This window comes from Streptomyces peucetius, from assembly GCF_025854275.1.
In the GTDB taxonomy this organism is placed as follows: Bacteria; Actinomycetota; Actinomycetes; order Streptomycetales; family Streptomycetaceae; genus Streptomyces; species Streptomyces peucetius_A.
Genome location: NZ_CP107567.1, coordinates 4341319 through 4364220 on the forward strand (window position 1 = coordinate 4341319; position 22902 = coordinate 4364220).

21 protein-coding genes are annotated in these 22902 nt (G+C 70.0%); 10 read left to right on the plus strand and 11 right to left on the minus strand.

Going from position 1 to position 22902, the window contains the following annotated elements:
* The first annotated feature begins 161 nt into the window (after positions 1-161).
* Positions 162-506: a WhiB family transcriptional regulator gene (locus OGH68_RS20015; protein WP_050791514.1), complete on the plus strand. Its 345-nt coding sequence runs from the start codon at positions 162-164 to the stop codon at positions 504-506.
* Positions 507-854: 348 nt separating this feature from the next.
* Here the strand turns inward: OGH68_RS20015 and OGH68_RS20020 are convergent, their stop codons facing one another.
* Both OGH68_RS20020 and OGH68_RS20025 read right to left on the minus strand, forming a co-directional pair.
* Complete coding sequence (locus tag OGH68_RS20020) at positions 855-2273, minus strand: ArsA family ATPase (protein ID WP_264245875.1); 1419 nt, start codon at positions 2271-2273, stop codon at positions 855-857.
* On the minus strand, positions 2270-3232 hold the full coding sequence (locus OGH68_RS20025; protein WP_264245876.1) for an ArsA family ATPase: 963 nt from the start codon (positions 3230-3232) through the stop codon (positions 2270-2272). Before OGH68_RS20025 ends, OGH68_RS20020 begins: the two co-directional genes overlap by 4 nt.
* Positions 3233-3349: 117 nt before the next feature.
* Between OGH68_RS20025 and OGH68_RS20030 the strand changes: the two genes are divergently transcribed.
* From OGH68_RS20030 to OGH68_RS20045, 4 genes are all read left to right on the plus strand, one after another.
* A complete protein-coding gene (locus OGH68_RS20030) occupies positions 3350-3511 on the plus strand; it encodes a DUF4177 domain-containing protein (RefSeq protein WP_005314434.1) in 162 nt (53 codons plus the stop codon).
* The gene (locus OGH68_RS20035) at positions 3508-3984 is read left to right on the plus strand and encodes a RidA family protein (protein ID WP_264245878.1); all 477 of its coding nucleotides are present in this window, start codon (positions 3508-3510) and stop codon (positions 3982-3984) included. The genes OGH68_RS20030 and OGH68_RS20035 overlap by 4 nt, the downstream gene beginning before the upstream one ends.
* Before the next feature lie 244 nt (positions 3985-4228).
* A complete protein-coding gene (locus OGH68_RS20040; RefSeq protein WP_264245880.1) occupies positions 4229-5095 on the plus strand; it encodes an NUDIX hydrolase in 867 nt (288 codons plus the stop codon).
* Positions 5092-5931 carry an MBL fold metallo-hydrolase gene (locus OGH68_RS20045; protein ID WP_264245882.1) on the plus strand — a complete coding sequence of 280 codons (840 nt, stop codon included), beginning with the start codon at positions 5092-5094 and terminating at the stop codon, positions 5929-5931. The genes OGH68_RS20040 and OGH68_RS20045 overlap by 4 nt, the downstream gene beginning before the upstream one ends.
* A gap of 106 nt (positions 5932-6037) precedes the next feature.
* Here the strand turns inward: OGH68_RS20045 and OGH68_RS20050 are convergent, their stop codons facing one another.
* Positions 6038-6712: a Crp/Fnr family transcriptional regulator gene (locus tag OGH68_RS20050; RefSeq protein WP_005314425.1), complete on the minus strand. Its 675-nt coding sequence runs from the start codon at positions 6710-6712 to the stop codon at positions 6038-6040.
* A gap of 291 nt (positions 6713-7003) precedes the next feature.
* Between OGH68_RS20050 and nth the strand changes: the two genes are divergently transcribed.
* The 3 genes from nth (at position 7004) to OGH68_RS20065 (ending at position 9967) form a co-directional block, all read left to right on the plus strand.
* Positions 7004-7846, plus strand: a complete 843-nt coding sequence (nth, locus tag OGH68_RS20055) for an endonuclease III (RefSeq protein ID WP_413471009.1) — start codon at positions 7004-7006, stop codon at positions 7844-7846.
* A 58-nt stretch (positions 7847-7904) separates the two neighbouring features.
* Complete coding sequence (locus OGH68_RS20060; RefSeq protein ID WP_264245887.1) at positions 7905-8642, plus strand: NUDIX hydrolase; 738 nt, start codon at positions 7905-7907, stop codon at positions 8640-8642.
* Between the two features lie 116 nt (positions 8643-8758).
* Positions 8759-9967 (plus strand): MarP family serine protease, encoded by a 1209-nt coding sequence (locus tag OGH68_RS20065; protein ID WP_264250185.1) that lies wholly within the window; start codon positions 8759-8761, stop codon positions 9965-9967.
* An 18-nt stretch (positions 9968-9985) separates the two neighbouring features.
* On the opposite strand, the gene OGH68_RS20070 is transcribed toward OGH68_RS20065, so the two are convergent.
* From OGH68_RS20070 to OGH68_RS20095, 6 genes are all read right to left on the minus strand, one after another.
* Complete coding sequence (locus tag OGH68_RS20070; protein ID WP_264245889.1) at positions 9986-10183, minus strand: hypothetical protein; 198 nt, start codon at positions 10181-10183, stop codon at positions 9986-9988.
* Positions 10184-10318: 135 nt separating this feature from the next.
* Positions 10319-11266, minus strand: a complete 948-nt coding sequence (locus OGH68_RS20075) for an alpha/beta fold hydrolase (RefSeq protein ID WP_264245891.1) — start codon at positions 11264-11266, stop codon at positions 10319-10321.
* Positions 11267-11320: 54 nt separating this feature from the next.
* Positions 11321-11824: a phage holin family protein gene (locus tag OGH68_RS20080; protein ID WP_264245893.1), complete on the minus strand. Its 504-nt coding sequence runs from the start codon at positions 11822-11824 to the stop codon at positions 11321-11323.
* A gap of 55 nt (positions 11825-11879) precedes the next feature.
* Positions 11880-13274 (minus strand): Na+/H+ antiporter NhaA, encoded by a 1395-nt coding sequence (gene nhaA / locus OGH68_RS20085; RefSeq protein WP_264245895.1) that lies wholly within the window; start codon positions 13272-13274, stop codon positions 11880-11882.
* A gap of 196 nt (positions 13275-13470) precedes the next feature.
* The gene (gene acs, locus OGH68_RS20090) at positions 13471-15426 is read right to left on the minus strand and encodes an acetate--CoA ligase (protein ID WP_264245897.1); all 1956 of its coding nucleotides are present in this window, start codon (positions 15424-15426) and stop codon (positions 13471-13473) included.
* Between the two features lie 225 nt (positions 15427-15651).
* Complete coding sequence (locus OGH68_RS20095) at positions 15652-18024, minus strand: bifunctional SulP family inorganic anion transporter/carbonic anhydrase (RefSeq protein WP_264245899.1); 2373 nt, start codon at positions 18022-18024, stop codon at positions 15652-15654.
* Positions 18025-18311: 287 nt separating this feature from the next.
* On the opposite strand from OGH68_RS20095, the gene OGH68_RS20100 reads away from it, so the two are divergent.
* A complete protein-coding gene (locus OGH68_RS20100) occupies positions 18312-19589 on the plus strand; it encodes a hypothetical protein (RefSeq protein WP_264245902.1) in 1278 nt (425 codons plus the stop codon).
* Positions 19590-19707: 118 nt separating this feature from the next.
* On the opposite strand, the gene OGH68_RS20105 is transcribed toward OGH68_RS20100, so the two are convergent.
* Positions 19708-20694 (minus strand): ATP-binding protein, encoded by a 987-nt coding sequence (locus OGH68_RS20105; RefSeq protein WP_264245904.1) that lies wholly within the window; start codon positions 20692-20694, stop codon positions 19708-19710.
* A 102-nt stretch (positions 20695-20796) separates the two neighbouring features.
* On the opposite strand from OGH68_RS20105, the gene OGH68_RS20110 reads away from it, so the two are divergent.
* On the plus strand, positions 20797-21627 hold the full coding sequence (locus OGH68_RS20110; protein WP_264245906.1) for an oxidoreductase: 831 nt from the start codon (positions 20797-20799) through the stop codon (positions 21625-21627).
* A 379-nt stretch (positions 21628-22006) separates the two neighbouring features.
* Here the strand turns inward: OGH68_RS20110 and OGH68_RS20115 are convergent, their stop codons facing one another.
* Positions 22007-22879, minus strand: a complete 873-nt coding sequence (locus OGH68_RS20115; protein WP_264245909.1) for an HAD family hydrolase — start codon at positions 22877-22879, stop codon at positions 22007-22009.
* Positions 22880-22902: the final 23 nt, after the last annotated feature.

The window sequence follows — 22902 nt, forward strand, 5'->3', positions numbered from 1 at the left end:
GGGTGATCTGCCGCGTACGCATAGTCCGTTCGGGCCATTCAAGATTGGGCCCCAAGGGGGTGTTGCGCTGTGCCCACCTTCCGTAACGTCCTCAACTGGCAGCGGTGAATATGCCGCTGCCGCCGTGGGGGAGCCTCGATTCGGGAGAGGACGGCGCCGGCATGGGCTGGGTAACCGACTGGAGTGCGCAGGCAGCCTGCCGCACTACGGATCCGGATGAACTGTTCGTTCAAGGGGCAGCGCAGAACAGGGCCAAGGCGGTGTGCACGGGATGCCCGGTGCGTACCGAGTGCCTGGCCGACGCGCTCGACAACCGCGTCGAATTCGGCGTGTGGGGCGGAATGACCGAACGGGAGCGACGCGCACTGCTGCGCAGGCGCCCCACGGTCACTTCGTGGCGGCGACTGCTCGAGACCGCACGCACGGAATACGAGCGCAGCGCGGGGATCCTTCCCGTCGCCCTCGACGACGACGAGACGTACGAGGCGTACGCGGCGGTCGGGTAGCCGTCGCCCGGACACACCTGCGCCCGGGCGCCTTCGGTGCCGGCCGTGACGGACCGACCGCTAGGGCGTGCGCCCCAGGTGGGTGAGGCACGCCTGACGCCGGGCCGTGCCCGCACGGGCGCCGACACCCGGAGCGCGCCGGACGGCGGTGCGTCGGATGGCCTGCGTCGGCGCGACAGCCGGCACAGGACCAGGGTCGGCGTGCCTGTCCGTGCGCTGCCGTCGGCTCCCTCGTCGCGTGCGCACGAGCCGGGACGGCGTCCCGCGCCCGTGGCCCCGGTAGCCGTCGCACGCCGCCGCGTACCGAGCCCTGCGCAGCCTCCGCGTGCCCGCCGTGTACGCGTGTGCCTACGCCGCCCCCGCCGGGGTGCTCCCACCCGTCGCAAGGCGGTCACCGATGGCGCGCAGGCCGGCGAGGTCGTGCACATCGCCGGGAAACGCAGGTACCTCGGCCACCGCCACCTCCGGGTGGAGCGCGGTGAAACGGTCACGGGTGCGCTGCTCGCGAGCGAGCACCTGCATCCGTTCGGCATGCAGGCGCAGCAGACCCGCAGTCATCTGCTCGGTGGTCTGCTCCGTGGCCTGGTCTGTGGTCCGTTCCAGGGAGTTCTTCGGTTCTGCGGGTGATTCGGGAACTTCCGGTGGGGCTTTTGATGCGCCGGGGGCCGACGTGCCGGCTTCCGGTGGAGCTTCGGGGGAGCGGCCCGCGGACGGTGATTCGGGAGAGACGGCCGCGGCGTCACGAACTCGAGTCTTCCCGGGCCCCTGATCCACAATGCCGGCCTCGTCAAGATTTTCCGCCGCCGCCAGGGCCCGCTCCGCGGAGAGCCGTGCCGCCCCGCTGCCGTGCACCCGGTTGAGGACCAGTCCGGCGAGCGGCATGTCCTCGGCCGCCAGTCGTTCCACGAAGTACGCGGCCTCCCGCAGCGCGTCGCGCTCGGGCGCCGCAACCACCAAGAACGCCGTCCCCGGGGCCTGCAGCAGCCGGTACGTCGCGTCCGCCCGCATACGGAACCCGCCGAACATGGTGTCCATCGCGGCCACGAACGTCTGCACGTCCCGCAGCAGTTGACCTCCGAGCACCTTGCCCAGCGTGCCCGTCATCATCGACATGCCGACGTTGAGGAACTTCATCCCCGCCCGGCCGCCCACCTTCGCCGGGGCCATCAGCAGTTTGATGAACTTGCCGTCCAGGAACGACCCCAGGCGCTTCGGCGCATCCAGGAAGTCCAGCGCCGAACGGGAGGGCGGGGTGTCGACGATGATCAGGTCCCACTCGTCGCGCGCCCGCAGCTGGCCCAGCTTCTCCATGGCCATGTACTCCTGCGTGCCGGCGAAACCGGCGGACAGGGACTGGTAGAAGGGGTTCTCCAGGATGGCGCGGGCCCGCTCCGCGTCCGCGTGCGCCTCGACGATCTCGTCGAACGTCCGCTTCATGTCGAGCATCATGGCGTGCAGTTCGCCGGCCGGCCGCACGCCATCGTCCCTGCCTGCGTCGCTTCCCGTCGCCCCTCCCCGATCCTCGATGCCCTTGACCCTGCGGGGAGTGTTGTCGAGTGAGTCGATGCCCATGGACTGCGCCAGCCGCCGGGCCGGGTCGATGGTGAGGACGACCACCTTGCGGCCGCGCTCGGCCGCCCGGACGCCGAGGGCCGCCGCCGTCGTCGTCTTGCCGACGCCCCCGGCACCGCAGCACACGATGATGCGTGTCGCCGGGTCGTCGATGAGCGGGTCGACCTCGAGCCGGGCCGACGGTTCCAGAGTCATGAGCCCGCCCCTTGCTTGCGCAGTTCCCTCGCCAGTTGGTAGAGGCCGGACAGATCGACGCCCTCGCTCAGCACGGGGAGTTCGTACGCGCCCAGCTCCAGGGTGTTCAGTGTCCTGCGCTGCTCGCGTTCCAGTTCCACGCGCTGCGCGTGCTCGGCCGCCTGCTCCAGCAGCGGCGTGACGAGTGTCGCGGCACCCGGCACACCGGCCGCCGTGAGCGCCTCGGTGACGGCGCCGCGCCGGCCGTTCGCCGCCTCGCGCACCGCGTCCTCGTCGAGGAGGTGCGGACGGACCATGTTCACGATGACCTGACCCACCGGCAGTTCGGCGGCGCGCAGTTCGGCGACGCCGTCCGCGGTCTCCTGCACCGGCATCTCTTCAAGGAGGGTCACCAGGTGGACAGCCGTCTCGGGGGACTTGAGGACCCGCATCACAGCCTGCGCCTGATTGTGTATCGGGCCGATCCGCGCCAGGCCCGCCACCTCGTCGTTGACGTTCAGGAAGCGGGTGATGCGGCCGGTGGGCGGGGCGTCCATGACCACGTAGTCGTAGACGTACCGCCCCTGTCTGTCCCGGCGGCGGACCGCCTCGCAGGCCTTGCCGGTCAGCAGCACGTCGCGGACGCCCGGGGCAATCGTCGTCGCGAAGTCGATCGCGCCGATCTTCTTCAGCGCGCGGCCCGCGCCGCCGAGTTTGTAGAACATCTGGAGGTAGTCGAGGAGGGCGCGCTCGGCGTCGATGGCCAGCGCGAACACCTCGCCCCCGCCGGAGGAGACGGCGATCTTGCGCTCCTCATAGGGAAGAGCCTCCGTCTCGAACAGCTGGGCGATGCCCTGCCTGCCCTCGACCTCGACGAGAAGAGTCCGCTTTCCCTCGGTCGCGAGGGCGAGCGCGAGGGCGGCGGCAACCGTGGTCTTACCGGTCCCGCCCTTGCCGCTGACGACCTGGAGCCTGCTCACGTATGCGAGCCTAACCAGTGGTGCCCCGCCGTACGCACGAGGCTGCCTGCGGCTTGCGTCACGCAACCGTCGGGCTGCGTCACGGACCATGCCGGGGGTGCGGCTACAGTCGGCTCCATGACCAAGTGGGAATACGCGACCGTGCCCCTTCTCGTGCACGCGACGAAGCAGATTCTGGACACCTGGGGTGAGGACGGCTGGGAGCTGGTCCAGGTCGTGCCCGGGCCCAACAACCCCGAGCAGCTCGTGGCCTACCTGAAGCGGGAGAAGTCCTCGTGAGCGGCGTCGTCGACGCCCGGCTCGCCGAGCTCGGACTGAAGCTGCCGGAGGTCGTGCCGCCGCTGGCCGCGTACCAGCCGGCGGTGGTCTCCGGAGCGTACGTCTACACCGCGGGCCAGCTCCCGATGGTGGAGGGCAAGCTTCCGGTGACCGGCAAGGTCGGGGCCGAGGTCACCCCCGAGGAGGCCAAGGAGCTTGCCCGCACCTGTGCGTTGAACGCCCTGGCGGCCGTGAAGTCGGTCGTCGGTGATCTGGACCGCATCGCGCGTGTGGTGAAGGTCGTCGGCTTCGTGGCGTCCGCCGCCGACTTCACCGGCCAGCCCGCCGTCCTCAACGGCGCCAGCGAGCTGCTCGGCGAGCTGCTCGGCGACAAGGGAGTCCACGCGCGCAGCGCGGTCGGTGTCGCGGTGCTGCCGCTGGACGCCCCGGTCGAGGTCGAGATCCAGGTGGAGCTCGTCCAGGACGGCTGCTGACAGAACGGCTCCTCAGTACGAGGACGGCCCCGTGCCCGCCGCCCCGGCGGGTACGGGGCCGTCGCCATACCCCGGGTCGGCCGGGCCCGTGGGCTCGGCCGACCCGCGGTACGCCGGGCCCGTGGGCTCGGCGGGGACGCCCCGACACCGCTGTCGTCGGCAGGTGCCCGCACCACGGGGCCGGCCGTCCCGTGCCGGGAAGGAGGCTCTCGAACATCGGCGCGGAAGCGCATAGCATCCGGCCATGTCCAATGGTCAGTGGTACCCGCCGGAATGGCCCGACCGCATCCGCGCCCTCGCGAGCGGTGAGCTCACTGCCGTGGCCCCCAAGCGGGCCGCCACGGTCATGCTGCTGCGCGACACGGCCGACGGCACCGCTGTCCACATGCTCCGCCGCCGCACCTCCATGGCCTTCGCCGGAGGGGCGTACGCCTACCCGGGCGGCGGTGTGGACCCCCGCGACGACCGCCCGGTGCGCTGGGCCGGCCCCTCCCTGGGGGTCTGGGCGGAGCGCCTCGGGGCGGACGACACCGCCTCCGCCCAGGCCATCGTGTGCGCGGCGGTCCGCGAGACGTTCGAGGAAGCGGGCGTCCTGCTGGCCGGGCCCACCCACGACACGGTCGTCGGCGACACGACGGGCGACGACTGGGAGGCGGACCGGCAGGCACTGGTCGACCGTGGCCTGTCGTTCGCGGACTTCCTGGACCGCAGGGGGCTGGTGCTCCGCTCCGACCTGCTGGGCGCTTGGGCGCGCTGGATCACGCCGGAGTTCGAGCCCCGCCGGTACGACACCTGGTTCTTCGTGGCCGCGCTCCCCGAGGGACAGCGCACCCGCAACGCCTCCACGGAGGCGGAGAGCACCGTCTGGATCAGCCCCTCGCAGGCCACGGCCGGATACGACAAGGGCGACCTGCTGATGATGCCGCCGACCATCGCGACGCTCCGCACGCTCGAGCCGTACGGCACGGCCGCGCAGGCCCTGGAGGCGGCGGCGGACCAGGACCTCGCCCCGGTGCTGGCCCAGGCCCGGCTGGAGGGCGGGGAGGTCGTCCTGAGCTGGCCGGGGCACGACGAGTTCACCAAGCACGTGCCCACCGGAGGCCCGCGATGACCGACGCCGGCACTCTGCCGGGACAGCCCCGCGGCGGTGTGCTGTCGGGGCCGGCCACCACCCGTGCCGTGAACGTCCTCGCCCCGAACCCGTCCGCGATGACCCTCGACGGCACCAACACCTGGATCGTCTCCGAGCCGGGCTCCGGACTCGCGGTCGTCGTCGACCCGGGCCCGCTCGACGAGGGCCATCTGCGGGCCGTCATCGACACTGCCGAACGTGCGGGCAAGCGGATCGCCCTCACCCTGCTCACCCACGGCCACCCCGACCACGCCGAAGGGGCCTCGCGCTTCGCGGAACTGACCCGTACGAACGTCCGGGCCCTGGACCCGGCGCTGCGGCTCGGCGACGAAGGGCTCGCCCCCGGCGATGTGATCACCACGGGCGGGCTGGAGATGCGGGTCGTCCCCACGCCCGGCCACACCGGGGACTCGCTCAGCTTCCATCTGCCGGCCGACCGGGCCGTGCTCACCGGAGACACGGTCCTCGGACGCGGCACGACCGTCGTCGCCCACCCCGACGGCCGGCTCGGCGACTACCTCGACTCGCTGCGGCGCCTGCGCTCGCTCACCGTCGACGACGGCATCCGCACCGTGCTGCCCGGTCACGGCCCCGTGCTGGACGACGCCCAGGGCGCCGTCGAGTTCTACCTCGCGCACCGCGCGAGCCGCCTCGCACAGGTGGAGACGGCGGTCGAGAACGGCTGCACCACGCCCTTCGAGGTCGTGGCGCAGGTGTACGCGGGGGTGGACAGGTCCCTGTGGCCGGCCGCGGAGCTGTCTGTGCGGGCACAGCTCGAATACCTGCGCGACCACGGACTCATCGGGCCCGGCTAGCGGCGTGCCGCTCCGGCAGCCACGGACGCGTCCGAGCGCGAAGGGGCCGCCCGCATCATGCGGGCGGCCCCTTCGCGTCGAACAGGGTGTGTCTGGGCCGGTGACGTCAGCGCGAACGCTTGGCCAGGCGCTCCACGTCGAGCAGGATCACCGCACGGGCCTCCAGGCGGAGCCAGCCCCGCTGTGCGAAGTCGGCCAGCGCCTTGTTCACGGTCTCGCGGGAGGCACCGACCAGCTGGGCCAGCTCTTCCTGGGTGAGGTCGTGGACGACGTGGATGCCCTCCTCCGACTGCACGCCGAAACGGCGCGACAGGTCGAGGAGCGCCCGGGCGACACGGCCCGGCACGTCGGAGAAGACCAGGTCGGACATCTGGTCGTTGGTCTTGCGGAGCCGGCGGGCGACCGCGCGCAGCAGCGCCGTGGCCACCTCGGGCCGGACGTTCAGCCAGGGCTGGAGGTCACCGTGGCCGAGACCGAGGAGCTTGACCTCGGTCAGCGCGGTGGCGGTCGCGGTGCGCGGGCCCGGGTCGAAGAGGGACAGCTCGCCGATCAGCTCGCCGGGGCCGAGGACCGCGAGCATGTTCTCGCGGCCGTCGGGGGAGGTGCGGTGGAGCTTGACCTTGCCTTCGGTGACCACGTAGAGGCGGTCGCCCGGTTCGCCCTCGTGGAAGAGCGCGTCGCCGCGGGCGAGCGTCGCTTCACTCATCGAGGCGCGGAGCTCCGCGGCCTGCTCGTCATCGAGCGCCGCGAAGAGCGGGGCGCGCCGCAGAACGTCGTCCACGAGTTCTCTCCTTGTCGACCTGCTCAGGGGACGTTGGTCCCATGATGCCGGACTGTGCTGTGCCGGCCCGGGGACACTGTGCCCCCATGGGGCTCACCAGGGCACGCGCCCTGGTGGTAAACAATCGTGCGATCAGTCACAACAAGTTTGACGTACTGACGCGTCTCTCCCTACGGCAGGGGCCCGATCGGGTCCTGATTACGGGCGACCGGGGCGGATGTCGGTGGGGGCCTTTAGGCTGGCCGGGTGTCCAATTCGCCGGTGAGAGCACAGGCCGAGGGGGCTGGGAGCGTGTCCGGTAAGGAGAATTCCGCTGTGGGCGAACAGTCGTCGCCGACTCGGGGCAAAAGGGGTAAAACGCCCAAACCGGAAACGCGTCTGGCCATGGTCCGGCGCGCCCGCCGCATCAACCGCGAGCTCGCCGAGGTGTACCCGTACGCGCATCCGGAGCTCGACTTCGAGAACGCCTTCCAGCTGCTGATAGCGACGGTTCTGTCCGCGCAGACCACCGACCTCCGGGTCAACCAGACGACGCCCGCCCTGTTCGCCAAGTACCCCACCCCCGAGGACCTGGCGGCGGCGGATCCCGAGGCGGTCGAGGAGATCATCCGCCCGACGGGGTTCTTCCGCGCCAAGACCAAGTCGATCATGGGGCTGTCCGCCGCCCTCCGGGACGACTTCGGCGGCGAGGTCCCCGGCCGGCTGGAGGACCTGGTCGGTCTGCCCGGCGTGGGCCGCAAGACGGCGTTCGTCGTCCTCGGCAACGCGTTCGGCGTGCCCGGCATCACCGTGGACACCCACTTCATGCGGCTGGCACGGCGCTGGAAGTGGACCGACCAGGACGACCCCGTGAAGATCGAGGCAGAGATCGCCACGATCTTCCCGAAGAGTGAGTGGACCATGCTCTCCCACCGGGTGATTTTCCACGGCCGCCGCATCTGCCACGCCCGCAGGCCGGCCTGCGGTGCCTGCCCGATCACGCACCTCTGCCCTGCGTACGGGGAGGGCGAGACCGACCCGGAGAAGGCCAGGAAGCTTCTGAAGTACGAGAAGGGCGGCCAGCCGGGCCAGCGGCTCAAGCCACCCCCGGACTACCCGGGCAAACCGGCCCCGGCACTGGGCGCGATCGGGTGACCGAGCCGCGTGCGGAACGATCGAGGCCCCTTATGACGTTGTGCGTGGGGGGGTGCCGATGACACGTACGGGAGAAGCGACGTACCAGCGATACGAACAGCACGGCGACGGCGAGGTGGTCGTCGACGGTGACGTTGTCGTCACCACCGAAGGGCTGCCCGAGTGGCTCGACCCCGTGGTGCGTGCCGCCGAAACCGTGGAGCCGCACCAGCTCAGCCGCTTTCTGCCGCCCGAGAGCGGACACGGCCGCCAGTCCGCCGTCCTGGTTCTCTTCGGGGAGGGCGCCAAGGGGCCCGAACTGCTGCTCATGGAACGCGCGGGCACCCTGCGCTCGCATGCGGGACAGCCTTCCTTCCCCGGAGGCGCGCTCGACCCCGAGGACGGCGACCCGGCGACGACCGGCCCGCTGCGGGCGGCGCTGCGCGAGGCCCGGGAGGAGACCGGGCTGGACCCGGCGGGAGTCCAGACGTTCGGCGTGCTGCCCAAGCTCTACATCCCGGTGAGCAGTTTCGTCGTGACGCCCGTACTGGGATGGTGGCGCGACCCCAGCCCGGTCGGAGCGGTCGACCCCGCCGAGACCGCACGGGTCTTCACCGTGCCCGTGGCAGACCTCACGGACCCGGCGAACCGTGCGACGGCCGTGCACCCTCGCGGCCACGCCGGGCCGGCGTTCACCGTCGAAGGCGCTCTGGTCTGGGGGTTCACGGCCGGTGTGATCGACCGGATCCTGCACTTCGCGGGCTGGGAGCGACCATGGGACCGCGCCAAGCAGGTCCCGCTGGACTGGCACGCATGACAGGCTGACCCAGTGATGCCCTCCCGGCGGGGGCGTGACATCAGAACGCGGCGACGCGCCGTGGCCCCACCCCAGCCGGACAGAGCACCGGCGACGACACTGCGAGGCAAATGACGGTGAACGTGCTGGACATCCTGCTGCTGGTCGCCGCCGTGTGGTTCGCGATCGTCGGCTACCGCCAGGGCTTCGTCGTCGGCATCCTGTCGGTGATCGGCTTCCTCGGCGGCGGACTCGTCGCGGTCTACCTGCTTCCGGTGATCTGGGACGCGCTCACCGACGACTCGGAAGTGTCCACCACGGCCGCGATAGTCGCGGTCGTCATCGTGATCGTCTGTGCCTCTGTCGGCCAGGCGTTCACGACCCATCTCGGCAACAAACTGCGCAGGTTCATCACCTGGTCGCCCGCCCGTGCGCTGGACGCCACCGGCGGCGCGCTCGTCAATGTCGTCGCGATGCTGCTGGTCGCCTGGCTGATCGGTTCGGCGCTCGCCGGCACCTCCCTGCCCACCCTGGGCAAGGAGGTGCGCAGTTCGAAGGTGCTGCTCGGCGTGTCCCGGGTGATGCCCGATCAGGCCAACACCTGGTTCACGGACTTCTCCTCCGTGCTCGCCCAGAACGGCTTCCCCCAGGTCTTCAGCCCGTTCGCCAACGAGCCCATCACCGAGGTGCAGGCGCCGGACCCGGCGCTCGTCGGCAGCCCCGTCGCCGAGCGCGCCAAGCAGTCCATCGTCAAGGTCGTCGGTACGGCCCCGAGCTGCGGCAAGGTCCTCGAAGGCACGGGCTTCGTCTTCGACGAGCGCCGTGTGATGACCAACGCTCATGTCGTCGGCGGTGTCGATGAACCGACGGTGCAGATAGGCGGCGAAGGCCGACTCTACGACGCCAAGGTCGTCCTCTACGACTGGCAGCGCGACATCGCCGTCCTGGACGTCCCGGACCTCCAGGCGCGCCCGCTCGAGTTCACCGACTTCGAGGAGGGCGACGCCGAGAGCGGCGACAGCGCCATCGTCGCCGGCTTCCCGGAGAACGGCTCGTACGACGTGCGTTCCGCCCGCGTCCGCGGACGGATCAACGCCAACGGCCCCGACATCTACCACCGGGGCACCGTCCGCCGCGACGTCTACTCGCTGTTCGCGACCGTGCGCCAGGGCAACTCCGGCGGCCCGCTGCTCACCACGGACGGCAAGGTCTACGGAGTCATCTTCGCCAGGTCCCTGGACGACGCGGACACCGGATACGCCCTGACGGCGGACGAGATCCGCCAGGACATCGAGCTCGGCCGCAGCGCCAACCAGCAAGTGGACAGCCAGGGCTGCGCGCTGTAGCGGCGCGGTGGCGCAGGGTCAGTCCCTGGGGTGATGCCGCAGGCGCGCCGACACCCAGCGCGCGCGGCGCCTCAGGATGCGCGGAATCCCCATTCCCATCCCCTGCCCCGGATGCTCATGGTCTTCGCTCGGAAGGCCACCTGTCTCGTGGATGATCGGCCCACTGGCCGAGCGGCGGTTGCGTGCTGCGTCACCGTAGTCGTGCGTCCAGCCCATACCCGGACGTGTGCCCGTGCCTCATGGTCGGTAACCGTGCCGGGGACGGCCAATTGGCTTATGCGCCAGGCATTTGGCTGTTCGTAGGACAACCGTTCCTCCGGCGTTCTTCCGGTGGGTGAAATCCCCCGGGGCCTACCGGTCGGGCTCGGGGTCCTTGAGCCAGTTGATCAGCTCGTTCGAGAAGGCCACCGGGTCCTCCTCGTGGGGGAAGTGTCCGAGGCCGTCGAACAGCCGCCACCGGTACGGCGCTTCGACGTACTCGCCCGAACCGGCCGCACTGCGCGTCCGCATCGCCGGATCGAGTGAGCCGTGCAGATGCAGTGTAGGGACCCGCACCGGGCGCTTCATCCGGCGGTTGAACTGGATCCCGTCCGGACGGGCGAGCGACCGCACCATCCAGCGGTAGGGCTCGATCGAACAGTGCGCGGTCGAAGGGATGCACATCGCCCGCCGGTAGACCTCGACGGCCTCCTCGTCGAGCGGCTGCGGTCCGGACCAGCTCTCGATCAGCTCGCCCACCAAGGCCGCGTCGTCCGCGACCAGTTGCCGCTCCGGCAGCCAGGGCCGCTGGAAACCCCACACGTGGGAGCCGGCGCGGCTCTGTGCGAAGTCCGACAGCATCGCGGCCCGCCAGCGCCGCGGGTGCGGCATCGACGACACCGCCAGCCGGCGCACCAGCTTGGGCCGCATCACGGCCGCCGTCCACGCCAGGTATCCACCCAGATCGTGCCCGACCAGGGCGGCGTCGGGCTCACCCAGCGACCGCACGACACCGGTGATGTCGAGCGCCAGGTTGGCCGGGTCGTATCCCCGCGGCGTACGGTCGCTGCCGCCCACGCCGCGCAGGTCCATGGCCACGGCTCTGAAGCCGGCGTCGGCGAGCGCCGTCAGCTGATGCCGCCAGGTCCACCAGAACTGCGGGAAGCCGTGCAGCAGCATCACCAACGGTCCGTCGCCCATCTCGGCGATGTGGAAGCGGGCGCCGTTGGCCGCCACGTCGCGGTGGGTCCAGGGACCGTCGATGCGTACGGGGCTGCCGGGAGCGCCGAGGCTGCCGGGGGCGGAATCAGGGACCGTCATGCGATGAGCGTGCCACAACCCGGGCGGCGGTGTTCGCCACGCCCGGGCCCGGGGTCACGCCGAAACCTTGTCCGATACCCGGTCCGACACCGTGCTGTCCGAGGGCTTGGCCAGTACCACGCCGCGCGGATGCGGCTTGGCGTTACCGAGCAGGGCGGCGGACTCCTTGGCCGACGCGACGGCCTTCTGAGGCCCCTTGCCCTTCTTCGCCTTCTTGAGGAAGACCATGCCGATCAGGCCGAACAACGCGGCGACGACGACGTTCACCGCGAACGACAGCAGGAAGCACAACGCCAGATTCCAGCCGGTCCAGGTCCTGAAGCCGTAGGCGAGGGCGAAACTCAGCATGGGCAGCGAGAAGAGCAGCAGGACACCGGCTACGAGCAGGACCACCCCGCCGATCCCGGCCTTCTTGGCGTCCTGGCGCAACTGGGCCTTGGCCAGCGCGATCTCGTCGTGCATTAGCGCGGACATCTCGGCGGTCGCCGAGGCGACCAGCTGGCCGAGGCTGCGGTCGGCACCTGCAGCGTTGGCTGTGGTGTTGCCGGGATCGCTCATCGCTGACTCCCTCTCCTCTTCCACGGGTCCGGTGTTCGTACGGTCCGATGTCAGATCATGCCGGACGGTCGCCGTTGTCGCTCGACACCGCGGCCGCTTCCGCCTTTCTGCGGTGTTCCGCTGCCTTCTTCTCGTAGATCGCGGCCATCCGCAGGTGGTACGCGGGGTCTTCCTCCTCGTAGATGTCCGGGATCCCGGACATGTCCTCGTCGCGCTCCTCCTCGGCCGCCAGCGCCTGGTAGGTGCGTACCCGCATCTTCAGCAGGATCGAGGCGAAGATCGCGGCGATCAGCGAGCCGAACAGCACCGCGGCCTTGACCTCGTCCGTCAGCGTCGCGTTGCCGGTGAAGGCGAGCTCGCCGATGAGCAGCGAGACGGTGAAGCCGATGCCGGCGAGCGTGGCGAGCGCCAGAACGTCGGGCCAGGCCAGGTCCTCGTTGAGCTCCGCCTTGGTGAAGCGCGCTGCCAGCCAGGTGCCGCCGAAGATGCCGAGCGCCTTGCCGACCACCAGACCGAGGACGACGCCGAGGGTCTCGGGCTTGGTGAACACGTGGGTGAGCGAGTCACCGGTGACGGCCACCCCGGCCGAGAACAGCGCGAACAGCGGTACGGCGAAGCCGGCGGAGAGGGGGCGGACGAGATGCTCGATGTGCTCGCCCGGTGAGTACTCCTCGCCCTCGCGGCGGGCGCAGCGCAGCATCAGGCCCATCGCGACACCGGCGATGGTGGCGTGGACACCGCTGTTGTACATCAGGCCCCAGATGACCACCGCGAGGGGCACGTACACGTACCAACCGCGGACGCCCTTGCGCAGCAGCAGCCAGAACACGGCCAGACCGACGAAGGCTCCGCCGAGGGCCATGAAGTTCAGGTCGCTCGTGAAGAAGACCGCGATGATCAGGATCGCGAAGAGATCGTCGACGACGGCCAGCGTCAGCAGGAAGGCGCGAAGCGCCGACGGCAGCGATGTTCCGATGACGGCGAGCACGGCCAGCGCGAACGCGATGTCGGTGGCGGTCGGTACGGCCCAGCCGTCGGTGGAGCCCCCGCCGACCAAGGTGACCACCAGGTAGACGAGCGCCGGCATCACCATGCCGCAGAGCGCGGCGATCACGGGAAGGGCGGCCGCCTTGCGGTCGCTCAGTTCACCGGCGACCAGTTCTCGCTTGAGTTCTATGCCCGCGACGAAGAAGAAGATGGCGAGCAGTCCGTCGGCGGCCCAGTGCTGGATCGACAGATCGAGGTGGAGCGAGGCGGGGCCTATATGGAAGTCGCGTACGGAGGCGTAGCTGTCTCCGAGGGGCGAATTCGCCCAGATCAGCGCCACGACCGCCGCGAGCAGGAGCAGCATGCCGCCCACGGTCTCGGTACGCAGGGCTTCGGCGACGTAGTTCCGCTCGGGAAGGGACAGGCGGCCGAGGAACTTGCGGTCGGTACTGGGCGGAACCACGGGACGAAACCTCCGGTCGGGGGCAGCACAACAAGCTTGCCGACCAGACTTCCCGGCGCACCTTGGATCTACGTCACCTTGCTGACGCGCTCTTCACTCTACCCAAGCCCGCTCGGTCACGGTGGGTGAGCGGGCAGTGGGCATGCGCAGGCCCCGGCGCGGCGTGCCGGGGCCTGCGCTCGGTGGTTACCCTTGGTCACTCCTCGCTGGGTGCGCTGGGCAGCTTCGACTGGATGAGGTCCATCACCGAGGAGTCCGTCAACGTGGTGACGTCTCCCAGCTGGCGGTTCTCCGCCACGTCGCGCAGCAGCCGGCGCATGATCTTGCCGGAGCGGGTCTTCGGCAGCTCGGCCACCGGGAGGATCCGCTTCGGCTTCGCGATCGGCCCCAGCGTCGCGCCGACGTGGTTGCGCAGGTCGTTCACGAGGCTGTCGTCCTCGCTCGCCGTCCCGCGCAGGATCACGAAGGCGACGATGGCCTGTCCGGTGGTTTCATCCGTCGCGCCCACCACCGCGGCCTCCGCGACCTTCGGGTGCGAGACCAGCGCCGACTCGACTTCGGTGGTCGAGATGTTGTGACCGGAGACGAGCATCACGTCGTCGACCCGGCCGAGCAGCCAGATGTCGCCGTCGTCGTCCTTCTTGGCACCGTCACCGGCGAAGTACTTGCCCTCGAAACGCGACCAGTACGTGTCGAGGAAGCGCTGGTCGTCGCCCCAGATGGTGCGCAGCATCGACGGCCACGGCTCGGTGAGGACCAGATAGCCGCCGCCCCCGTTGGGCACCTCGTTCGCCTCGTCGTCCACGACGGTGGCCGAGATGCCGGGGAGGGGGCGCTGCGCGGAGCCCGGCTTGGCGGCGGTGACACCCGGCAGCGGCGAGATCATCATGGCGCCGGTCTCCGTCTGCCACCAGGTGTCGACGACCGGGGTCTTGCCCGCGCCGATGTTCTCCCGGTACCAGATCCACGCCTCCGGGTTGATCGGCTCACCGACCGACCCGAGGACCCGCAGGCTGCTCAGGTCGAACTTGGCGGGGATGTCGTCGCCCCACTTCATGAACGTACGGATCGCGGTGGGCGCGGTGTAGAGGATCGTGACGCCGTACTTCTGGACGATCTCCCAGAAGCGGCCCTGGTGCGGGGTGTCCGGGGTGCCCTCGTACATCACCTGTGTCGCGCCGTTGGCCAGGGGGCCGTACACGATGTACGAGTGGCCGGTCACCCAGCCGATGTCGGCCGTGCACCAGTAGACGTCCGACTCGGGCTTGAGGTCGAACACGGCGTGGTGGGTGTACGCCGTCTGGGTGAGGTAGCCGCCGGACGTGTGCAGGATGCCCTTCGGCTTACCCGTCGTGCCCGAGGTGTAGAGGATGAAGAGCGGGTGCTCGGCGTCGAAGGCCTCGGGGGTGTGCTCCGGGGACTGGCGGCCGACGATGTCGTGCCACCAGACGTCGCGCCCCTCGGTGAAGGCCGTCTCCTGACCCGTGCGCTGCACGACGAGCACGTGCTCGACCTGCGGGCAGCGGGACACAGCCTCGTCGATCGCGGGCTTGAGCGCGCTCGGCTTGCCGCGGCGGTAACCGCCGTCGGAGGTGATGACGAGCTTGGCGTCGGCGTCCTGGATACGGGAGGCCACCGCGTCCGCGGAGAACCCGCCGAAGACCACGGAGTGTGCGGCGCCGATCCGGGCGCAGGCCAGCATCGCGACGGCGGCCTCGGGGATCATCGGCAGATACACGGCGACCCGGTCGCCCTTGCGGACACCGAGTTCGAGCAGGGCGTTGGCGGCCCTGGAGACCTCGTCCTTGAGCTCCGCGTAGGTGATGGCACGGCCGTCGCCCGGCTCGCCCTCGAAGTGGATGGCGACACGGTCGCCATGGCCTGCCTCGACATGGCGGTCCACGCAGTTGTACGCCACGTTCAGCTTGCCGTCGGCGAACCACTTCGCGAAGGGCGGGTTGGTCCAGTCGAGGGTCTCGGTCGGTTCGGTGGCCCAACTGAGCCGACGCGCCTGCTCGGCCCAGAAGCCAAGCCTGTCCGCCGCGGCCTGCTCGTACGCCTCCGCCGTCACGTTGGCGTTCGCCGCCAGCTCGGCCGGCGGGGCGAACCGCCGCTCTTCCTTAAGAAGGTTGGCCAGGCTTTCGTTGCTCACGACATCTCCCTTTCCCAGGGCGTCTTCCGTGCGTATGTGTCCCAAGCCATAGCTCATCAGCCAGCGGGCCGAGTGACAAGGGCCTTCCGGATATTGGTTTAGACCTGTGGGCGCCCTCGTCCCCGGGCGGTGGGGACGAGGGGCCACACGTTCTCACGGACGCGGGGTGCGGGTGGTTCAGCCACACTTCCCGGGCGGGCCGGGCGGACGGCCCGCCGCCACGGATCAGACCCGGGACTTCTCCAGTGCCGAGGGGGTCGGAGCCACCTTGTCGAAGACCTCCTCGATCTCGTGCTCCGCAGTGCTGGTGAGGAGGTATGCCTGCGCCTCGCCGACGTGGAAATACATCCCGTGGAGTTGGAGGGACCCCTCCGCGAGCCGCCGTGCCACCGACTCATGGGCCCGCAGGTGCTCCAGCTGCTGGACCACATTGGTCAGGCACAGTTGCTCCACCGCGTCGGTCGGCAGACGGCCGGAGATCCTGGCCCAGGCGCGGTGGCGGTTCTCCATCCGCCGCAGGCTGGGGCGGGCGTGCCGCAGCCAGCGGGCGAGCGGTGTGCGGGTACCGTCCGGCGGGCTGTTCAGCAGCGCCTGTATCGCCCCGCAACCCGAGTGCCCGCAGACGGTGATCGAGTCCACCCCGAGGATGTCGACCGCGTACTCGATCGCGGCCGCGACGGAGTCGTCCGCACTCTCCTCACCGGGCGGTGGCACGAGATTGCCGACGTTGCGCACGGTGAACAGGTCGCCAGGACCACTTGCCGTGATCATGCTGGTCACCAGGCGGGAGTCCGCACAGGTGATGAAGAGCTGCGACGGACGCTGGCCCTCGCGCGCCAGCCGCGCCAGCTCGTCGCGTACCAGTGGAGCGGTGTTGCGCTGGAAGGAGCTGAGCCCGCTGGCGAGATGATGCGCCTCCGTGTCGCCAGGCCGCTCGTCGCAGTGATGGTTGCGCCAAGGCGTCCACGGCCGGCAGCAGCCGTGGGTCTCGTCGGCGGGCTCGCTGATCCGGCCCCCGGCCCGGCCGGTCACCTCCACCTTGCCGCCCTGCGCGGTGTGCGCGGTCTGCCAGTCGTGCAGGGCCTCGTACGCCGCGTGGTCCATGAAGGAACCGTCCAGCTCGACCGCGCACGGCGCTCCCGGCGGGACCTGGCTCAGCACTCTGCTCAGTCTGGGTACGGCCAGGAAGGTCAGCTGACCCCGGGCGCGGACCCTGTGGACGCCGTCCTGCTCCTCCACCGTGATCCGGGTCCGCGTCAGCCGGTGCAGCGCGACCGCCACGGCCACCGCGATGCCGATGACGACGCCCTCCAGCACGCCGGTGAGGACGACCGCGCCCAGCGTGGCCGCGTAGACGAGCACCTCACGGTTCTTCCTGACGCTGCGCAGATGGGTGATGTTGACCATCTGCACGCCCACGACCATGACCAGCGCCGCCAGCGCGGCCAGCGGGATCAGATCGAGCACCGGGACCAGCAGCAGGGCCGCGACCACGATCCACAGCCCGTGCAGCATGGTGGAGTGACGGCTGACCGCGCCCGCGGCCACATTGGCCGAGCTGCGCACGGCGACGCCAGTGATCGGCAGTCCTCCGAGTGCGCCGGAGACGACGTTCGCGGCGCCCTGACCGGCGAGTTCGCGGTCGAGATCGGCGCGGGGAAGGCGGACGCGCGGCTTCTTGCGGGCGGCGGCCAGCTTGTCGATGGCGACCGCCGACAACAGCGACTCCACGCTCGCGACGAGCGTGATGGTGAGAACCGCGGCGAGCAGGCCGAGGACCGGCCCCTCGGGGACCTCGGGCAACGCGTGCGAACGCCACGACGGCAGGTCGACACGCGGTTGGTGCAGGTCCGCGAGCGTCGCGAGCGCGGTGGCCGCGGCCACCGCGGCAAGGGCGGCCGGGACGATCCGGACGATCCTGCCGGCACGGCCGGGGACGCGTGGCCAGATCAACAGCACGGCGACGGTCAGGATGCTGACGGAGAGAGCGGCCGGATGCAGGTCGCTCAACCGGGCGGGCAGAGCGACCACGTTGCTCACGGCAGAGCTCTGCGGCATACCGCCGAGGACGATGTGGAGTTGGGCGAGGGCGATCGTGACGCCGATCCCTGCCAGCATGCCGTGCACGATCGCCGGACTGACGGCAAGGGCGGAGCGGGCGACCCGCAGGGCGGCCAGGGCCAGCTGGCACAACCCGGCGAGGACGGTGATCGCGCAGGTGGTGCGCCAGCCATAATGCTGGATCAATTCCGCGGTCACCACGGTCAGTCCGGCAGCGGGGCCGCTGACCTGGAGTGGCGATCCGCCGAGCCGGCCGGCGACGATGCCGCCCACAGCAGCTGCGACGAGACCGGCCTGGAGCGGTGCGCCGGTGGCCAGGGCGATGCCGAGGGACAGTGGCAGCGCGATCAGAAAGACGGCGATCGACGCGGAGAAATCGGCGCCCCGGACGGGGAAGCGGCGGCCGTCGGACGGCGGGCCGTGCGGACGCTGGAAACGTGATGCGCGGGACAGCCGGCCCGGCCGGGCGGGGTGGTGCTTCGAGGACTTTTCTGGCTGGTGAGAAGGATCGTCGGTGCGGGTGGGGACGCAGGACATGGTTCCCGTCTCCTCCGGGGCAGCGCGGTCGCGGAAATGGGGGGCGCGGCCGTGGGTCACGGCATGCAGCGGCGGGATGCTTAAACGTTCAGTAAATGGATCGTAATGCAGAGTAAAGACTCCGGCATTATTTTCGAGGCAAATAGGGCAGTCTCTCACTCAATCTGGTGATTAGTCATTTCATCGCGGCTCGTCGCCCGTTCTCTCTCGCCTTCGCGATGCGACTTTGACGGCTCCGCATGCACCGTCGTCAGACAGTCGTATTGGCACAGGAATGAGGTGGGCGGATGTTGGCCGCCACGAAGAGACTCGTCGTCGTCGGCACGGTCGCCACGGCGCTGATCGCAGGTCTCGCCGGGTGCTCCGGGCCCGGCGGCAGCGAGACGCCAGGTGGCCCGGCCGCCAAGGAAGGCGCCGCGGGGGGCAAGGAAGGCGTCGCGGCCCCCAAGAGTGCCGTACGGCTCATCGGCGACGGGTCAACCGCCTTCACGGGCGCGCAGCCCGGCCTGCTCGAGCCGAAACGGCTGAAGCCCGGGCAGAAGCCGCCGCAGTTCGTCGTCTTCTCCTGGGACGGCGCCGGTGAGGACAGCCAGAAACTGTTCTCCCACTTCCGCGAAGTCGGCAAGAAGTACGACGCGACGATGACCTACTTCCTCAGCGGCGTCTATCTCCTGCCCGAGGAGAAGCGGGCGATGTACCACCCGCCGCAGCATGCGGCCGGCCGCTCCGACATCGGCTTCAACGACATCGAGGGAGTCAGGGACACCGTCCGTGAGCTCCGTGCCGCCTGGCTGGAGGGAAACGAGGTGGGCACGCACTTCAACGGCCACTTCTGCGGCAAGGACGGCGGGGTCGGCACCTGGTCCGTCGAGGAGTGGAAGAGCGAGATCAGCCAGGCCAAGTCGTTCGTCAAGAACTGGAAGACGAACGCGGGCCTGGCCTCCATGGAGCCGCTCCCCTTCGACTACGACAAGGAACTCATCGGCGCCCGCACGCCGTGCCTGGAGGGACGCAAGAACTTCATGCGGGCCGCGAGCGAGCTTGGCTTCCGCTACGACACCAGCGGCGTCAACAACCAGGTCTGGCCGGAGAAGGAACTCGGCCTGTGGGACCTCTCGCTCCAACTGGTCCCCGTCCCCGGGCGCGCCTTCGAAACGCTGTCGATGGACTACAACTTCATGGTCAACCAGTCCGGCACCGTCAAGGGCGACCCCTCGAAGCACGAGTACTGGGGCAACCAGATGCGCGACGGCCTCATCCAGGCCTTCCAACGGTCCTACGAGGGCAATCGCGCGCCGCTGATCATCGGCAACCACTTCGAGTCCTGGAACGGCGGCACATACATGCGCGCCATCGAGGAGACGATCGCGACGGTGTGCGTGCAGAGGGAGGTGGAGTGCGTGTCCTTCCGCCAGCTGGTCGACTGGCTGGACGCGCAGGACCCGAAGGTTCTCGAAAAGCTGCGCGGTCTCGAGGTCGGCGAGGCGCCCAAGGGCGGCTGGAAGCAGTTCCTGACCACGCCCGTGGCGCCGGCGGCGCCGCCGGCCGAGAAGCCCGAGAAGTAGGCCGGGGAGAAGGCGGCGCAGAAGCACTGAGCGCGCCGGAGGCGCCGGCGCACCTCGAAGGTGTTGCGTGGGGTGGTCCTCGCCCCGTGAGCCCCACGGGGCGAGGACCACCCGCACGTCAGCCGGGCTGTGGCACCAGGGCGGGTTCACCGAGCACGAAGGCCGGGTCCACCTGCGCCGCCAGGTCGGCGCCGGTCCTGGCGTTTCCCCAGCTCTCCGCGTTCTTCAGATGGAAGTGCACCATCTGCCGGGTGTAGCGCTCCCAGTCGCGGGCGGCGTACGAATCCTCCGCCGCGTTCTGCAGTGTCTGCAGCGCCATGCGGTTGTCCGCCTCCAGGAGCTCGAAGCGGAGCGGACGGCCCTTCTCCATGGCGCGCACCCAGTCCGAGTGCCCCAGGGTGACGAGCAGGTCGTCGCCCACCTCCCCGCGGAGGAACTCGACGTCGTCCGGGCTCTGCACCTTGTTGCCCACGACCTTCACCGCGACGTCGAAGTCGCGGGCGTACTCCTTGTACTGGCGGTAGACGGAGACGCCCTTCAAGGTCGGTTCGGCCACCAGGAACGTCATGTCGAAGCGGGTGAACATCCCGGAGGCGAAGGAGTCGGAGCCTGCGGTCATGTCGACCACCACGTACTCCTCGGCGCCGTCGACGAGGTGGTTCAGACAGAGCTCGACCGCCCCGACCTTGGAGTGGTAGCAGGAGACACCGAGGTCGGACTCAGTGAAGGGGCCGGTGGCCATCAACCTGACGTCACCGTCGTCGAGCCGGACCGTGCGGGCGCAGGCCTCGTACACGGGGTTGTCCTCGGTGACGCGGAGCAGGCGTGACCCCTCGCCGGGAGGGGTCGTCTTGATCATCGTCTCGGCCGAGGCGATGCGGGGATTGGAACCGCGCAGATAGTCCTTGATGAGCGGCAGATGCGCGCCCATCGAGGGCAGCTCGGCCGCTTCCGCCTCGCTGAGGCCGAGGGCGGCGCCGAGGTGCTGGTTGATGTCGGCGTCCACCGCGACCACAGGGGCCTCGTTGGCGGCCAGGTGGCGGATGAAGAGCGATGACAGCGTCGTCTTGCCGCTGCCGCCCTTCCCTACGAAAGCGATCTTCATGTTCACCTAGCGTAGTGGAGTAATGGCGAGCTGTGGCTACGCGGGGTGAGGAAGGCCACTCGAAGTGGGGAGTGCCCCCTGTGGCGCGTAGCCTCGCTACTTATGAGTACGAACGCCTCGTCGGCCGATCCCCTCGCCGTCCTCGGCGCCTTGCCGGGCGTCGCCGACTCCGTGGACTCCGTGCGCAAGGCTGTCGACCGGGTCTACGGGCACCGGGTCATGCGCCGGCGCAGCAACGAGATCACCTCGGAGGCGGCACTGCGTGGAGCCCGCGGCTCCGCCGCCCTGTCCGGGGCGGACTGGGCGCTGGAGGAGGTCCGCAGGCGCACCGACTTCGGCAGTGAGCCCGAAGCGCGTACGGTCGGTGCCGCCCTGCGACTCACCGCGGAAGCGGGCCAACTCCTCTCCATCTGGCGACAGTCGCCCCTCCGCGTGCTGGCCCGGCTGCACCTGGTCGCAGCGAGCGGCGCGGGCGACGACGACACCGTCGGGCGCCCCCGCCTTCCCGGCGAGAGCGTGGACGAGCCGCTGATCGGGGCGCCGTTGCCGGACGTGGCCGAGCTGACGGGCCGGCTGGACGGTCTGGCGCAGCTGATCATCACGGGCACCGGCGCCCCCGCCCTGGTGACCGCCGCCGTGGTGCACGGCGAGTTGCTGGCGCTGCGCCCGTTCGGCTCGTGCAACGGGCTGGTCGCGCGGGCGGCGGAGCGGATCGTGCTCGTCGGCAGCGGGCTGGACCCGAAGGCGATCTGCCCGGCGGAGGTCGGCCACGCCGAACAGGGCAGGGCGGCGTACGTCGCGGCGTTCGAGGCGTACCTGACCGGTACGCCGGAGGGGATGGCCGCGTGGATCGCGCACTGCGGCCGCGCGGTGGAGCTGGGAGTCAGGGAGTCGACCGCGGTGTGCGAGGCGCTTCAGCGGGGCGCGGCCTGAGGCCCGCGCCCGGCGGCGAAGTCCCGTACACAGGGTTGCGGCGGTACCGGTTCCGGTACCGCCGCTGGCATGAGCGCCGAGTTACCATGCGTCCTCGATGTGTTGCCCATCAGGTCGGGAACTTTGCCCGTCACCTGGTGCGGCTGGCCCGTAATCGACGGGTCGACGTCGCGTGGGTGCTCGGTTTTCATGCACCGGTCCGTGGGGCCTTTGTGCGTTAAAGGTGATCCTTTCGGATGTGCCTCGGTCTCGCGGGCCGTTAACTCCTTTGTACTACTGCGGCCAGGTATGGGAAAGCCCTGCCCGTGCTTCTTTACTTTTAGCTTCAAATACGGGCGAACCTCCAGCCCGCTCGCGCCCCGGACCTCGGCGGAATCGGTCAGAGGGCGGCGGCCTGTGCCGCGGCCTGCGCTGCCATCGTGCGCCTGCGGCTCGTGTACCAGACGAGTCCCGCCGTGGCCGCCGCCGCTCCGACGGCCGCCATCGCCATCAGCGCGGGCCGCGGTGTCATGGAGAAGGCCGGCAGCCGCTGCTTCAGCCGCACCGGCCGGTGGAAGTCGAGGATCGGCCAGTCCCGCACGGCCGCCTCGCGGCGCAGCCCGCGCCCCGGGTTCACCGCGTACGGGTGCCCGACCGCGGCGAGCATCGGAACGTCGGTGACCGAGTCGCTGTACGCGTAGCAGCGAGCCAGGTCGTACCCCTCCGACTCGGCGAGCTCCCTGACGGCCTCCGCCTTGGTCGGCCCGTACGCGTAGTACTCCACCTCGCCGGTGAAGCAGCCGTCGTCGCCGACCACCATGCGCGTGGCCACGACCCGGTCCGCCCCGAGCAGCTCGCCGATGGGCTCCACGACCTCGGCACCGGAGGTGGAGACGATGACCACGTCACGGCCGGCGGCGTGATGCTCCTCGATCAGGGAAGCGGCTTCGTCGTAGATGATCGGGTCGATGAGATCGTGCAGCGTCTCGGCGACGATCTCCTTCACCTGCCGGACGTTCCAGCCCTTGCAGAGTGCGGAGAGGTACGCGCGCATCCGCTCCATCTGGTCGTGATCCGCACCGCCGGCGAGGAAAACGAACTGTGCATATGCGGTACGCAGTACGGCGCGACGGTTGATCAGCCCGCCTTGGTAGAAGGACTTGCTGAAGGTCAGTGTCGAAGACTTCGCAATGACCGTCTTGTCCAGGTCGAAGAAGGCAGCTGTGCGCGGCAAGGAGTGGTTTTCCACGAGCTGAGCATATGTGCCCGCCATTCGGCGTACGCCTGGGCCTGTGG